General features: G+C 33.6%; 13 protein-coding genes and 2 pseudogenes. 3 read left to right on the top strand and 12 right to left on the bottom strand.

All coding sequences use genetic code 11. The features are described from left to right. Positions 1-22: 22 nt before the first annotated feature. Positions 23-1018, bottom strand: coding sequence for a type I glyceraldehyde-3-phosphate dehydrogenase (gap, locus tag NIL_RS08365; RefSeq protein ID WP_187647325.1), 996 nt, complete (start codon positions 1016-1018; stop codon positions 23-25). A gap of 126 nt (positions 1019-1144) precedes the next feature. On the opposite strand from gap, the gene nadD reads away from it, so the two are divergent. Beyond that, positions 1145-1708, top strand: coding sequence for a nicotinate (nicotinamide) nucleotide adenylyltransferase (gene nadD, locus NIL_RS08370; RefSeq protein ID WP_187647326.1), 564 nt, complete (start codon positions 1145-1147; stop codon positions 1706-1708). Positions 1709-1968: 260 nt separating this feature from the next. Here the strand turns inward: nadD and NIL_RS08375 are convergent. From NIL_RS08375 to NIL_RS08400, 6 genes and pseudogenes are all read right to left on the bottom strand, one after another. Continuing rightward, a pseudogene (locus NIL_RS08375) lies at positions 1969-3184 on the bottom strand (IS256 family transposase). Positions 3185-3298: 114 nt separating this feature from the next. Continuing rightward, positions 3299-3634: a ribosome silencing factor gene (gene rsfS, locus NIL_RS08380; protein WP_187647327.1), complete on the bottom strand. Its 336-nt coding sequence runs from the start codon at positions 3632-3634 to the stop codon at positions 3299-3301. 103 nt (positions 3635-3737) lie between these two features. After that, on the bottom strand, positions 3738-5324 hold the full coding sequence (argS, locus tag NIL_RS08385; RefSeq protein ID WP_187647328.1) for an arginine--tRNA ligase: 1587 nt from the start codon (positions 5322-5324) through the stop codon (positions 3738-3740). A 91-nt stretch (positions 5325-5415) separates the two neighbouring features. Beyond that, a complete protein-coding gene (locus tag NIL_RS08390) occupies positions 5416-5655 on the bottom strand; it encodes a twin-arginine translocase TatA/TatE family subunit (RefSeq protein ID WP_187647329.1) in 240 nt (79 codons plus the stop codon). An 82-nt stretch (positions 5656-5737) separates the two neighbouring features. Continuing rightward, a complete protein-coding gene (gmk, locus tag NIL_RS08395; RefSeq protein WP_187647330.1) occupies positions 5738-6355 on the bottom strand; it encodes a guanylate kinase in 618 nt (205 codons plus the stop codon). Then, a complete protein-coding gene (locus NIL_RS08400) occupies positions 6352-7254 on the bottom strand; it encodes a response regulator transcription factor (protein ID WP_187647331.1) in 903 nt (300 codons plus the stop codon). Before NIL_RS08400 ends, gmk begins: the two co-directional genes overlap by 4 nt. 121 nt (positions 7255-7375) lie before the next feature. Here NIL_RS08400 and NIL_RS08405 point away from each other — a divergent pair, with 121 nt between their 5' ends. Then, positions 7376-7894: a phospholipase D-like domain-containing protein gene (locus tag NIL_RS08405; protein WP_197972075.1), complete on the top strand. Its 519-nt coding sequence runs from the start codon at positions 7376-7378 to the stop codon at positions 7892-7894. Between the two features lie 151 nt (positions 7895-8045). Next, positions 8046-9261 (top strand): annotated as a pseudogene (locus NIL_RS08410) (IS256 family transposase). Positions 9262-9408: 147 nt separating this feature from the next. On the opposite strand, the gene NIL_RS08415 reads toward NIL_RS08410, so the two are convergent. From NIL_RS08415 to bcp, 5 genes are all read right to left on the bottom strand, one after another. Continuing rightward, positions 9409-10098 (bottom strand): ABC transporter ATP-binding protein, encoded by a 690-nt coding sequence (locus NIL_RS08415; protein WP_187648626.1) that lies wholly within the window; start codon positions 10096-10098, stop codon positions 9409-9411. Between the two features lie 39 nt (positions 10099-10137). Next, positions 10138-11055 carry a translation elongation factor Ts gene (gene tsf, locus NIL_RS08420; RefSeq protein ID WP_187647333.1) on the bottom strand — a complete coding sequence of 306 codons (918 nt, stop codon included), beginning with the start codon at positions 11053-11055 and terminating at the stop codon, positions 10138-10140. Beyond that, positions 11055-11861: a 30S ribosomal protein S2 gene (gene rpsB, locus NIL_RS08425; protein ID WP_187647334.1), complete on the bottom strand. Its 807-nt coding sequence runs from the start codon at positions 11859-11861 to the stop codon at positions 11055-11057. The genes tsf and rpsB overlap by 1 nt, the downstream gene beginning before the upstream one ends. Positions 11862-12056: 195 nt before the next feature. After that, a complete protein-coding gene (locus NIL_RS08430; RefSeq protein WP_187647335.1) occupies positions 12057-13355 on the bottom strand; it encodes a KamA family radical SAM protein in 1299 nt (432 codons plus the stop codon). A 3-nt stretch (positions 13356-13358) separates the two neighbouring features. Next, entirely contained in the window at positions 13359-13829 is a 471-nt protein-coding gene (gene bcp, locus NIL_RS08435; RefSeq protein WP_187647336.1) for a thioredoxin-dependent thiol peroxidase, read from the bottom strand. Positions 13830-13855: the final 26 nt, after the last annotated feature.

Below are 13855 nucleotides of genomic sequence, written 5' to 3' on the forward strand. Positions count from 1 at the left end.
TTTCTTTTATTTAATTCAACTCTTAAAATGAAATATATTTTGCCATTTCAACCAATCTGTTTGCATATCCCCACTCATTATCATACCAAGACATCACTTTTAGAAGATTACCGTCAACCACCTGAGTCAAGTCCAAAGCAACCACGGAACTGTAACTACAGTTTAAAAAATCCCCTGATACTCTAAACTCTTCATCTATCCCCAAAATTCCATTCATATCATTTTGAGAATAAATTTTAAAAAGCTCATTTACCTCTTCTTTTGAGACATTTTTTGATAAAATAACATCAAAATCGAGCAGCGAAACGTTAGGCACAGGAACTCTAACACTTCTGCCATCAAGTTTACCGTTTAATTTAGGCAAAACCCTTCCGATCGCTTTTGCCGCACCTGTTGTAGTCGGGATCATATTTACGGCCGCCGCACGAGAACGTCTGGGATCACGTTTATGAAAATTGTCCAAAAGATTTTGGTCATTTGTATAACTGTGAATTGTCGTTATGTTCCCTTTTTCTATGCCAAAATGTTTATCCAAAATTTTTGCTATCGGGGCTAAACAGTTTGTTGTACAGCTTGCGTTTGAAATGATACTCTCACCTTTATACTCATCAGCATTTACGCCTAAAACGTATGTTGAAGTATCATCATTAGCCGGTGCGGAAATGATAACTTTTTTGATACCCTTTTTTATATGGTGTTTAACCTCATCAGAAGTCAAAAAAAGACCACTACACTCCAAAACCACGTCAGCACCAGATTTTGCAAAATCAAGGTTTTGAGGATCACTCTCATTAAAAAAAGGTATCTTTTTATCATCTATAATCAAATTTTTTTCATCAAATCTTATCTCTTTTTCCAAACCGCTATGAACCGTATCATGTTTTAAAAGATATGCAGCACTTTTAACAGGAATAATATCATTTATAGCCGCAAGTTCTACGTCTTTGTCTTTTAAAATCACTCTTGCTACACTTCTTCCGATACGTCCAAAACCGTTTATAGCAATCTTTATTGCCACCTTTTACCTTTACAAAAAATTTTGCCTATTTTATCCAAAAAAAGATAAAATTTAAGTGAGTATTTAAGTTTTAAATTTTCAATTACTAAACAACTAATAATTTTAACCACTTAACTAAGGATAAAAATGAAAATAGCAGTTTTCGGCGGAAGTTTTGATCCTATCCATATCGGGCATATCAGGGTTATAGAGGAAGCTCTAAAAACTCTGGATATAGATCTGCTTGTAGTAGTTCCGGCATTTTTAAATCCATTTAAAAAAAGTTTTACTGCCCCTCCAAATCTTAGAGCAAAATGGATAAAAAAAGCTTTAATGATTTATAAAAAAGTTAAAATCTGCCCTTTTGAGATTGAAAACAACAGACCAACATATATGATAGAAACAGTTTATCATCTACAAAAACTATATAAACCTTCAAAAATATATCTAATAATTGGAGCTGATAATCTAAAATCTTTACATAAATGGTACAAATACAAAAATTTAAAATCAAAAGTCGAGTTTGTAGTTGCAAAACGAGGACGAGAAAAAATCCCGTTAAAATATAAAATTTTAAATGTTAATGTTCCTATAAGCGCCACAGCGCTTAGAAAGAGGATAATTAGAAGATTTTTACCGAAAATTGTGGCTGATGAAATAGTTAGATTTTATAAGCAAAGAAGCAGTAAAGAGCGTGGGTGTAAGTGCTGAGTCGATAGTCGTTAGTTGTTTGTTAGTAGTCAGTAGTGGGGAGTGTGGGTTTGGGCGTGAGAGTGGATCGTCCCTTGCTCCTTATCACTCATCACTAATCGCTAATCACGCTTGATGAATTACTAAGAAATAAGGATGAATGAAGAAGGCTGAAGGATGAAGGATAAAGTTTCAAGTTTTAAGTTTGAAGTATTTAGCTTAAAACTTAAATTATGGGACTGTAAAATAAACTGTGTAAACCACCTAAAGCCCTTAAAACCTTAGCGTGTATATTTTTGCATAATTTCACTGAAAAATATACAAAGCTGAGGATAGATTTCACTCCAGCTTCTGATTTTTGTATTACTCCATTTGTGCTGTACCTCCTGTGTGGCAAGATAAAGAAGCTTAAAAGCTGAATCGATGGTTGGAAAAGAACCCACAGACTTTGTTCTTTTTTTAATATTTGAATTTATCGATTCTATGGGATTTGTCGTATAAATCAGTTTTCTTATAGCTTGGGGATATTTAAAAAATGTAGATAGCTCATTCCAGTTAGATTGCCAAGACTGGGTAATATGGGGATATTTTTGACCCCATTTGTCATTAAAATTTGTAAGAGCAAGCTCTGCTTCTTCTTCGGTTGATGAAGTGTAGATACTCTTTAAATCTTTAGCTACCTCTTTTCTATCTTTCCAAGATACAAATTTTAGGCTATTTCTGATCTGGTGTACAATACATCTTTGAATTTCTGCCTTTGGATAAACTGCCTCTATAGCCTCTTTAAATCCATTTAGTCCGTCTATTGCAAATATCAATACATCTTCAACACCTCTGTTTTTTATCTCATTTAAAAGTGTTAACCACTGTTTAGAACTTTCATTTTCACCTATCCATATACCAAGAATATCTTTTTTCCCTTCAAGAGTTATGCCTAGCATTATATATGCAGCAATATTTTTAACTACTCTATCCACTCTTATTTTTAAAACTGTAGCATCCATAAATATTATCGGATATATTGCCTCTAGCGGACGACTATGCCACTCTTTTGCCTTATCTATTATTGCTTCTGTTATATTGGAAATTGTCTGAATAGAAAGTTCATACCCATATAAATCATCAAGATGGTGTTGAAATCTGTTCACTCATCCCTTTTGCATATAAAGACAAAATTAAATCTTCTGTCCCCTTTATGAGAGTCTGTCGCTTCTTGATAAGCTTTGGTTCGAAGGTAGCGTTTCTGTCTCTTGGTATCTTAACCTCTATATCCCCATATTTGGACTTTAAAGTTTTTTCACTGTACCCATTACGATAATTTGGATTATCTGAAACTTGATGCTTCTCATATCCTAAATGCTCAGTTAACTCTACTTCTGTAGCAGTCTGATAAACCTCTTTTAAAAGACCTTTGAATTCTTCCAAGATCTCATCAATATCTATCCCCTTTCCCTCTTTGATAGCTTTTTTTACCTCTTCTGTATTGATATACCTCATTGTGTAAATCCTTTTTATTCTTTAATTTTATCTAATCTTTTTATAAGGATTTACACAGTTATTTTTACACTCCCGAAATTATTGAAACTTATACTAATTCCCAATTCCTAATGTCTAATATTCCCCTTTTCTTATCTCTTCCAAAAACTCTTCAATATTGTATCTTTTTCTATAGGCTTCCGTCATTATATGAACTATCATATCTCCAAGATCTATAACAACCCAGTCATCGCTAGTTTGCACTTTTAAAAACTCTTCTCCCTCAGGTTTTAGCTTCTCTTTCAAAAAATCCAAAAGGGCTGTTGTATGTTTATCTCCTAATGACGTTCCAATTACTACAAAATCTACAAAATATCCTTTATCTTTTAGATCAAAGATTTGTACATCTTCAGCTTTTTTATCTTCTAATAGCTCTTTGATTCTTTTAGCTCTTTCTTCAACACTCTTCATTTATCCTCCAAGTTAACATTGAACAGTAATCAGTGAGCAGCGGTCAGTGAATAGTACTCGTCACTCATCACTCATCACCCGTCACTCATCACTGATTACTAACCTACATCCTTTTTTTTGCTTCTATCCCCAAAAGTCTTAGTCCTACTCTAATAGAAAGCGCAGTTACGGAAAATAGTTTTAAAAGTTTCTCTTCTTCATGTGAGCCTATAACTTTGTGTTCATTATAAAATCTATGAAACTCTGAAGCCAAAGCTTTAAGATAGTCTGTAACTTTTTGAAGCTCTCTCTTTTCAAAAGCATCTTCGATAACTTCAGGCAACAGTAGCGAAATAAACAGAAGATTTTTAGCATCTTCTTTAAGATCTTTTAACTCTACATCATATACGTCTTCAAAATTTTTACCGGCCTTTTCAAAAATAGAGTTTACTCTTGCGTGAGCATAGTTAATATAATAAACAGGGTTTGAAGAGTCCTCTTTTTTCAAAAGATCCACATCAAACTCAAGATGTGTATCAGCTTTCTTACTCAAAAACATAAATCTTAAAGCATCTGCTCCAATATCTTCTACAACATCACCCATTAAGATAAAATTACCGGCGCGTTTACTCATTTTGTAAGGTTCTCCGCCCTTAAGCAAAGAGACCATCTGGGCTAAAATTATCTCAAGTTTGTCAGCGTCGAAAGCTAAAAATCTTATAGCTGCTTTTACTCTAGCAATATATCCGTGATGATCTGCTCCCCAGATATTTATATATCTGTCATAACCTCTTTTAAATTTTTCGTAATGATAGATTATATCGCCTGCAAGATAGGTAGGACGTCCATCCTCTCTTACTACGACTCTATCTTTTTCATCGCCATACTGAGTCGATTTTAGCCAAACTTTTCCATCTTTATGATAAACAGCTCCCGCCTCTTCTAAAACCTCCAAAACTTTAGGCCACTTCTCATAAAGTTCTTTTTCACTTACAAAAGTATCAAACTCTATTCCTACTCTTTTTAGATCCGCTTTGATAAGCTCCATCATCTTGTCTTTAGCCCATGTTGAGAGCTTTGGTATAAAAACTTCGTCAACAAAAATTTCACTTCCAAAATGCTCAGCTGCCTCTTTGGCAAGTTCGATGATATACTCACCCCTATAATACTCTTGGGGCCATTTTGTTTCAAGCTTTAAGATATTTTCTCTTCCGGCAAGATATATGGAAAGTCCCAAAAGATATATCTGATTTCCAGCATCATTTATATAATACTCTTTAATTATCTTATATCCAAGATGTTTGCCTATTCTTGAAAGCGCATCACCAATAACTGCTCCTCTTGCATGACCTATATGAAGAGGCCCTGTAGGATTAGCGCTAACAAACTCCAAAAGAATATTCTTATCTTTAAAATCTGCACCGAACTTCTCTTCATTTTTAAGAGCCCAAGTAGCATACTCATCTAAAAAGTTTTCGCTAAGTTTGAAATTTATATACCCTTTTACCGCTTCCACATTTTCAAATATCTCTTCACCTTTAAAAATATTGGCCAGTTCGTCAGCTATAATCATCGGCGATTTTCTTAACTCTTTAGCTAACGAAAAGGCAATAGGAGTGGCATAATGTCCAAATGCTCTATCTTTAGGTTTTTCCAAAACCATAGGTTTATCTATATGCTTTGTAAGTATTTGAAGAACTTTTTTTCTCAAATTTTATCCTTTTTTAAAGGTGTGAAAGTGGAGTATGGAGTATGGAGTTTGTATCAAATAATACTCCCTACTCCATACTCCTTACTTAAAATTATGCTTCTTTTTTCTCGGTAGTTTTTGAAGTTTCAGCAGTCTCTTCTTTGCCCTCTATCTCTTTTTTTGTTTCAGTTTTCGCAACAGTTGCCTCTTCTTCATCCTCTTTCATCGCTTTTTTGAAATTTTTAATCCCGCTACCTAAACCTTTTGCAAGTTCAGGAATTTTTTTAGCTCCAAAAAGTAAAACAACAATTGCTAGAATTATCAACAATTCCGGCATACTTGGCATTCCCATACTATCTCCTTTTAAAATTTAACGTAATTATAGCTTATAATACTACATTTTTTTAACTAATAAAAGTATAAAAATTTTTATCTTAACTCTCTTTCCACTCCCAAATAAGTGATTGTATATCATCTTTGGAAAATTTCAATCTCGAAGCTTTTGCGATAGACAATATAAAATCTTTTGCTCTGTTAAAATCGTCATTAATTAAAACAAAATCGAACTCTCCTATCCTTTTCATCTCTTCTGCAGCGTTTTTAAGCCTTTTTTGTATCGTCTCTTCGCTATCGGTACCTCTTTTTTGAAGTCTCTTTTTAAGCTCGCTTATAGATGGTGTGGTTACGAAAACAGAAGTGGTAATATCGTCAAATTTTTTTCTTATACTCTCATGACCTTGAACATCGATATCAAAAACCACCAGTTTACCTTCTTGAAGCGCTTCAAAAACAGGTTTCAAAGATGTACCGTAGTAGTTGCCGTGAACTTCGGCCCACTCCAAAAAAAGACCCTTTTTGATATCATTTTCAAACTCATCTTTCGTGACGAAATAGTAGTTTACACCATCTACTTCTCCCTCTCTTTTTTCTCTCGTTGTTGTCGATATACTAAAATATACATCCTCAAAATTTTTTAGTATCTCATTTATCAAAGAACTCTTTCCAGCCCCGCTAGGACCGGATATTACAAACAAACTCCCTCTTTTTCTCATCTCTTTTTCTTCTTCTTTTTGTTGAAATTTATTTTTATAGTTATCTCCATCCCATCTAGCAGTTCTCTGACGGTATAAAGATCCAAAACTCCCATCAAGGCTTTTATTTTTTCTTCGCTGCTATACTCCTCTTTTAACGGTTTTGGCTCTTCGTTTTTTTTGTACTCTTCTACTTTTTCCAAAATTGACGGCTTCTCTTCTCTCTCTTCTTTAATAGCGCTATCCCCGATAGACTCTTCCTCTGTATCTTGAACCTCTTTTGTTGCAATCTCTTTTTCATCTTCATCTTCTAGCAGTTCTTGAACCTTTTCAAGCTCTTTTTCATCAAGAATCCCACTCTTATCAAGATGATCTTCGTTAATAAACGGCTCTTCTTCCTCCTCTTCCTCAAACTGTACTATATTTTCTTTCGGCTCTTCTTTAGTTTCTTGAGTTTTTGATTCAAATTCGGGCTCTTTTTCCTCTTCGTTGAGAGTTAAAATGTTTAGTTCAGCCTCAGCTTCGGAACTATCTTGTTCAGATACTTCTTCAGTAAGTTCCTTATCGAGCTGTTCTTCAGTTTGCTCTTTTTTGATGAACTCTATCTTAGATTTTATTCCTCTTAAAAGCTCTATTAAATCAGTAGGTAAAAACGGCTTTATAAGAGTAAAATCAAACCCTTCTATATTCTCATTTTTTAAAGAAGTTATAATTCCTATCTGCTCAAAATCTATACTTCTTTTTATCTCTTTTAAAAAATTTTCGTCATACATCTCATCATCAAGTATGACAACTTCATAATGCCCTTTTGGAAGCTCATAAACGTTATCACACTCAAAAACCTCAAAGCCTATCTTTGGAGCGCTTAATTTTAGCATTCTAGATACGACCGGGTTTTTATTGATTAAAAGAAGATTCATAACGTCTCCAATTTTTAGGGTAATTAAGTTTATAATCCCTTAACTTTTGATATATTTTATAATCTTTTTGCTTTAATTACATTAATATCACTATATTGTTTTTATTATAAAAAGGATAATGATGAAAAAGTTTTTCTTATTTTTATTTTTTTCACTATTTTTATGGGCAGATGAAATTTATATCTTGCCTTATGAGGCAAAACCTGCTCTAGATACTCTTTTAAAAAGTATAGATTTATCTAAAAATCAAATAGATATAGCAATATACAGTTTTACTAATCGTAAAATCGCAAAACATCTAAAAAAAGCCGCAAAAAGAGGTGTCAAAATAAGAATAATATTTGACAAAGAGTCCAATCTTTACAACAAAAGAAGCCAACTTAGATATCTTGCAAAATATAAAAATATAAAAACATACATAATTTCCGGAAAACCGTTTAAAAAAAATGATAGCTACGGTAAAATGCATATGAAACTTATGATTATAGATAACAAAAGAGTGATTTTAGGTTCTGCAAACTACTCTTATTCGGCTTTTGGCAAAAATTATGAGATTTTATATATAAAAGATGATTATAAAATCGCAAAAAAATGCGAAAAATATTTTGAAAGGATTAAAAGTAAGGCGCAAGAGTATTAGATAGTGAGATATTAGTCGTTAGTCTTTAGTTTTTAGTTATTAATTGTTAAATCATTATAGACATTAAAATATATTTAGGGAGTGTAAATATAACTGTGTAAATCCTTATAAAAAGATTAGATAAAATTAAAGAATAAAAAGGATTTACACAATGAGGTATATCAATACAGAAGAGGTAAAAAAAGCTATCAAAGAGGGAAAGGGGATAGATATTGATGAGATCTTGGAAGAATTCAAAGGTCTTTTAAAAGAGGTTTATCAGACTGCTACAGAAGTAGAGTTAACTGAGCATTTAGGATATGAGAAGCATCAAGTTTCAGATAATCCAAATTATCGTAATGGGTACAGTGAAAAAACTTTAAAGTCCAAATATGGGGATATAGAGGTTAAGATACCAAGAGACAGAAACGCTACCTTCGAACCAAAGCTTATCAAGAAGCGACAGACTCTCATAAAGGGGACAGAAGATTTAATTTTGTCTTTATATGCAAAAGGGATGAGTGAACAGATTTCAACACCATCTTGATGATTTATATGGGTATGAACTTTCTATTCAGACAATTTCCAATATAACAGAAGCAATAATAGATAAGGCAAAAGAGTGGCATAGTCGTCCGCTAGAGGCAATATATCCGATAATATTTATGGATGCTACAGTTTTAAAAATAAGAGTGGATAGAGTAGTTAAAAATATTGCTGCATATATAATGCTAGGCATAACTCTTGAAGGGAAAAAAGATATTCTTGGTATATGGATAGGTGAAAATGAAAGTTCTAAACAGTGGTTAACACTTTTAAATGAGATAAAAAACAGAGGTGTTGAAGATGTATTGATATTTGCAATAGACGGACTAAATGGATTTAAAGAGGCTATAGAGGCAGTTTATCCAAAGGCAGAAATTCAAAGATGTATTGTACACCAGATCAGAAATAGCCTAAAATTTGTATCTTGGAAAGATAGAAAAGAGGTAGCTAAAGATTTAAAGAGTATCTACACTTCATCAACCGAAGAAGAAGCAGAGCTTGCTCTTACAAATTTTAATGACAAATGGGGTCAAAAATATCCCCATATTACCCAGTCTTGGCAATCTAACTGGAATGAGCTATCTACATTTTTTAAATATCCCCAAGCTATAAGAAAACTGATTTATACGACAAATCCCATAGAATCGATAAATTCAAATATTAAAAAAAGAACAAAGTCTGTGGGTTCTTTTCCAACCATCGATTCAGCTTTTAAGCTTCTTTATCTTGCCACACAGGAGGTACAGCACAAATGGAGTAATACAAAAATCAGAAGCTGGAGTGAAATCTATCCTCAGCTTTGTATATTTTTCAGTGAAATTATGCAAAAATATACACGCTAAGGTTTTAAGGGCTTTAGGTGGTTTACACAGTTTATTTTACAGTCCCTATATTTATATAAATAAAATTTCAAAATATTATAAATTAATTTTCTATAAAATAGATTTGTATATATATAACATCTAACATCATTCATCATTCATCATTAATCACTCATCACTCATCACGACTAACGACTTATTCTCTAATCTATAAACCCTGTCACATCTACGGGCCAATTCCATATCGTGTGTCACTAAAAAAAGAGCGGCATCGTTTAAATATATATATTCAAACACTTTTTCCATCACTTCATCGGCTGTTTTTTTATCAAGATTTCCCGTCGGTTCGTCTGCAAATATTATTTTAGGTCTTTTAGTCAAAACTCTGGCAATCGAAACTCTTTGTTGTTCTCCTCCGCTTAGTTCGGTTACTTTTTTGTAAATCACTTTTTTTATACCAAAACTCTCTATCAGTTCCTTATCAATCTCTTTTTGAGCAAGAAGTGAAGCAACTTTAATATTTTCAAACGCAGTAAATCCTCTGAAAAGATAATGGGATTGAAATATAATCCCTATTAATTCTCTTCTAATCTTCAATATATTTTTTTGTGTCTCGTTATATATATCTTTGCCAAAAAGAAAAACTTTTCCTTTTTTTGGTTCCAACAAAGTAGATAATATATGTAAAAGGGTAGATTTTCCGCTTCCACTCACGCCGACAATAGCAATTGATTCTTTGGGGTTCAAAGTTAAATCAACATTTTCAAAAAGTGGATAATCAAATGAATGGGAGATGCTTGTAGCTTTTAGTAAAAAGGTTGAAGGTTGAAGATTGAAGGTTGAAGGGTCTGTTCTCATTTTTACTTCTTCCTTCAACCTTCTACCTTTTACCTTAAATTATTTCATCTGAGCCGCAACTTCAGACGCAAAATCATCTTGTTTTCTTTCTATTCCTTCACCAAGTTCATATCTTACAAACTGTACGATTTTTGCAGTTCCGCCTGCAGCTTTTGCCGTCTCGTCAAGAATCTGTTTAACACTTTTTTTATCATCTTTAACGAACTTTTGTCCCAAAAGAGTATTCTCTTCTACAAACTTTTTGATTTTACCAGGAATGATTTTATCGATAATATTGGTAGGTTTACCCTCTTTTTCAAGTTGAGCTTTAGCTATCTCTTTCTCTTTTTCTAAAACAGATTCAGGAACAGCGCTTTCATCAAGATATTTTGGATTCATTGCAGCTATATGCATTGCTATATCTTTTAACAAATCTTTTACAGCTTCGCAAACTTCATCTTTATCGCAAGTAGCCGCAACGATAACTCCTATCTTTCCTCCCATATGAATATATCCGTTTACTACTCCGCTTCCTTCTACGCAGATCTTATCAAATCTTCTAACGACGATATTTTCACCAATTTTTGCAATCTCGGCTTTCATAAACTCTTCAAACTTAACTCCGTCAATCTCCGTTTGAAGAAGATCCTCTACACTATCTGGCGAAGTTATGTGGATATGTCTTAACGCTTTTTTAACAAGTTGCTTGAAATTATCGTTTTGTGCGACAAAATCGGTTTCAGAGTTAATTTCACTTATAGTAGCACACTTATAATCATCGCTTATTTCCAACGAAACAGCCCCTTCACTCGCAACTCTATCAGCCTTTTTAGCAGCTTTTGCTATACCTTTTTTTCTTAATATCTCTACGGCTTTATCCATATCTCCTTGTGCTTCTTGCAAAGCCTTTTTGCAGTCCATCATTCCTGCACCGGTCATCTCTCTTAGTTTTTTTACCTCTGCAGCAGTTATCGCCATTACTTCTCCTCCTCTTGCGTTTCACTTGCCTCAGCAGCTGCTTCCTCTTTTACTTCAGCTACAGTCTCTTCGATCTCTTCTTGAGTTACTTTTTCGCTTTCCTCTTCTTCTTCACTCATCTCCTGAGCTCTAAGCTCTTTTCCTTCTATAATAGCTTCTGCTATCTCTTTACAGAAAAGCTGAATACTTCTAATAGCGTCATCATTTCCCGGAATAGGATAATCGATCACATCCGGATCACAGTTAGTATCAAGAGGCGCTACTACTGGAATGCCAAGTTTATTAGCCTCTTTAACCGCAATATGTTCTCTAACGGCATCTACTACAAAAAGCATATCGGGAAGTTTTTTCATATCTCTAATACCGCCGAGGAAATTTTCAAGTTTCTCTTTTCTACGCTTTAGCATCAATGCTTCTTTTTTCGTCAAAAGATCCATTTGGCCGGTTTTTTCCATCTCTTCAATCACTTCTAGTTTTCTAATAGATTTTTTGATTGTATTAAAGTTTGTTAAAGTTCCACCTAGCCATCTTGAGTTTACGTAAGGCATTTCACACTTTTTAGCATACTCTTCGATAGCGTTTTGGGCCTGTTTTTTAGTTCCCACGAACAAAATAGTCTGTCCCTCTTTAGCAGCATCTCTTACTATATTGTATGTGTATCTGAAAAATCTAAGAGTCTTTTGCAAGTCAATTATGTGGATATTTTTTCTGATACCGAATATATAAGGCTTCATCTTCGGATTCCATCTTCTTGTCTGATGACCGAAGTGAACACCACACTCTAATAGATCCTTCATTGTTACCATGTTTTCTCCTTGATTATATTTGGTTTATGCCTCCGCGCCCCTTAACGGTTATACCGCAACCTTTCAAGGATTGACGCGTGTGTAATAAAAGGCTCGGTGATTATACTAAAAAATAGCTTAATTTTAGCTTTTTTTAAACTAACAAAAAAGTTTGTTCGCAACTGAATTTAAATTTTCCGCTTTGTTTGTCTACGTTTAGACTAAGCTTCCTTCAAAAAGATGTTGTTCAAACAAAAACTTCTCACCAAAAGCAGGTTTTAGTTCATCTATCCAAGTAGCGTTTTCATCAAACTCTGCAAAGAAAGGAACTCCTACCAAATCAGGATTTTTGGCCTGAATCATACTAAGTATAAAAACCTTTTTTCCATTAACTTCCGCAGCACCTTGCAAGCAGATCTTACCCGGACTTGCCGACATACTAGGACCTCTAACCGTTCTAGCAATCCCGCTTACTTTACTGTAAGCTTCTTTATATATTTTCCAAGCCCTATAAAGCGGAACCCCAAAATAGTGCTGTGCTCCAGTATCTCTTGCCATAAACATATAATAAGGTATCATTCCCATTTGTACCTGAAGTTTCCACATCTTTTCCCATACTTCTACGCTGTCGTTTATATGTCTTAAAATCGGAGACTGCGTTCTAATGACCGCGCCTGTATCTATAATCTTTTCAACGGCCTCTTTTACTTCCTCCGTTTCGAGCTCTTTATAGTGGTTGAATTGTGCCATAAACGCTACGTGATATCCCGCATTTTTTATCTCTTTAAACAGATTTAAGAGATCTTTGCTATCTTTGTCTTTTGTAAATCTATACGGCCAAAAACCTAATGTTTTAGTTCCAAATCTTATATTTTTCAAATGAGGAATTTTAGCTTTTAAAATAGGTTCAACATAACTTCGTAAAAGTTTTGTTCCCATTATTAAAGGATCACCACCGGTAAAGATTATATCCGTTATTTCAGGATGAGCTTTGACATACTCTATTAAAACTTCAACCTCTTTGGAAGCAAATTTAAGATCTTCCATGCCAACAAATTGGGGCCATCTAAAACAGAAACTACAGTATGAATGGCAGGTTTGTCCCTGTTTAGGAAAAAACAGAATCGTCTCTTTATATTTGTGCTGAGAACCCTCTAACTTTTTTCCGTTTATCTCAGGAACGTTTGAAAGCTGATCCGCAGGATGTGGATTTAAAGAGAGTCTTATTTCATTTACTAAGTTTTTAAGCTTTTTTACATCACCATCTTTCAAAGCTGTTTTAACTCTCTCATAGTCATCAGGCAAAAGCATATCTTTATGAGGAAACGTCAATCTAAAGATGGGATCATCTTTATAATCATCCCAGTCAATAAGTTTTTCTATCACATAATTATCTACTTTAAACGGGAAAACCTGCGAAACTATCTCTATATCTTTTATCTCTTCTTCACTTAGGTACGTTTGAATTTGTGGTATTTTTTTAAAACTTTTTACATTATAACTTCTATACTCCAATTTTCACACCTCCTTTAGCTCTTTTAATCTCTCTTTAACTTTCTCTACATGACCTTTTACTCTAACTTTTGGCCAAATATAAGCGATATTTCCGTTTGGATCTATCAAATATGTAGTTCTTATAACTCCTTCATACTCTTTACCATACATCTTCTTTTTACCCCATGCCCCATAAGCTTTTAAAACCTTTTTTTCTTCATCGCAAAGTAGTGTAATTTTAAGTCCTTTTTTCTCTATAAACTTTCTATGGCTTTCGCAAGAATCGGGACTAACTCCTAAAATTACAGCATCAAGAGCCTCAAACTCTTCAAACTCGTTTGTAAAATCGCAAGCTTCAGTAGTACATCCTGGAGTATTGTCTTTTGGATAAAAGTATAAAACTATCCATTTTCCTTTTAAATCTTTAAGACAAATCTCTACTTCATCTTGATTTTTCAAACAAAAATCTGGGGCTTTTTGACCTATTTCAAGCATATATTCTCCTTGTAATTGTTTAAGAT

This window comes from Nitrosophilus labii, assembly GCF_014466985.1.
Lineage (GTDB): Bacteria > Campylobacterota > Campylobacteria > Campylobacterales > Nitratiruptoraceae > Nitrosophilus_A > Nitrosophilus_A labii.

What these genes read in the sequence shown, in the direction of transcription:
- nadD (WP_187647326.1), top strand. Translation starts at nt 1,145, where the DNA reads ATGAAAATAGCAGTTTTCGGCGGAAGTTTTGATCCTATCCATATCGGG.
- rsfS (WP_187647327.1), bottom strand. Translation starts at nt 3,634, where the DNA reads ATGAAGAGTGTTGAAGAAAGAGCTAAAAGAATCAAAGAGCTATTAGAA.
- NIL_RS08390 (WP_187647329.1), bottom strand. Translation starts at nt 5,655, where the DNA reads ATGGGAATGCCAAGTATGCCGGAATTGTTGATAATTCTAGCAATTGTT.
- gmk (WP_187647330.1), bottom strand. Translation starts at nt 6,355, where the DNA reads ATGAGAAAAAGAGGGAGTTTGTTTGTAATATCCGGTCCTAGCGGGGCT.
- NIL_RS08400 (WP_187647331.1), bottom strand. Translation starts at nt 7,254, where the DNA reads ATGAATCTTCTTTTAATCAATAAAAACCCGGTCGTATCTAGAATGCTA.
- NIL_RS08405 (WP_197972075.1), top strand. Translation starts at nt 7,376, where the DNA reads ATGAAAAAGTTTTTCTTATTTTTATTTTTTTCACTATTTTTATGGGCA.
- NIL_RS08415 (WP_187648626.1), bottom strand. Translation starts at nt 10,098, where the DNA reads ATGAGAACAGACCCTTCAACCTTCAATCTTCAACCTTCAACCTTTTTA.
- tsf (WP_187647333.1), bottom strand. Translation starts at nt 11,055, where the DNA reads ATGGCGATAACTGCTGCAGAGGTAAAAAAACTAAGAGAGATGACCGGT.
- rpsB (WP_187647334.1), bottom strand. Translation starts at nt 11,861, where the DNA reads ATGGTAACAATGAAGGATCTATTAGAGTGTGGTGTTCACTTCGGTCAT.
- bcp (WP_187647336.1), bottom strand. Translation starts at nt 13,829, where the DNA reads ATGCTTGAAATAGGTCAAAAAGCCCCAGATTTTTGTTTGAAAAATCAA.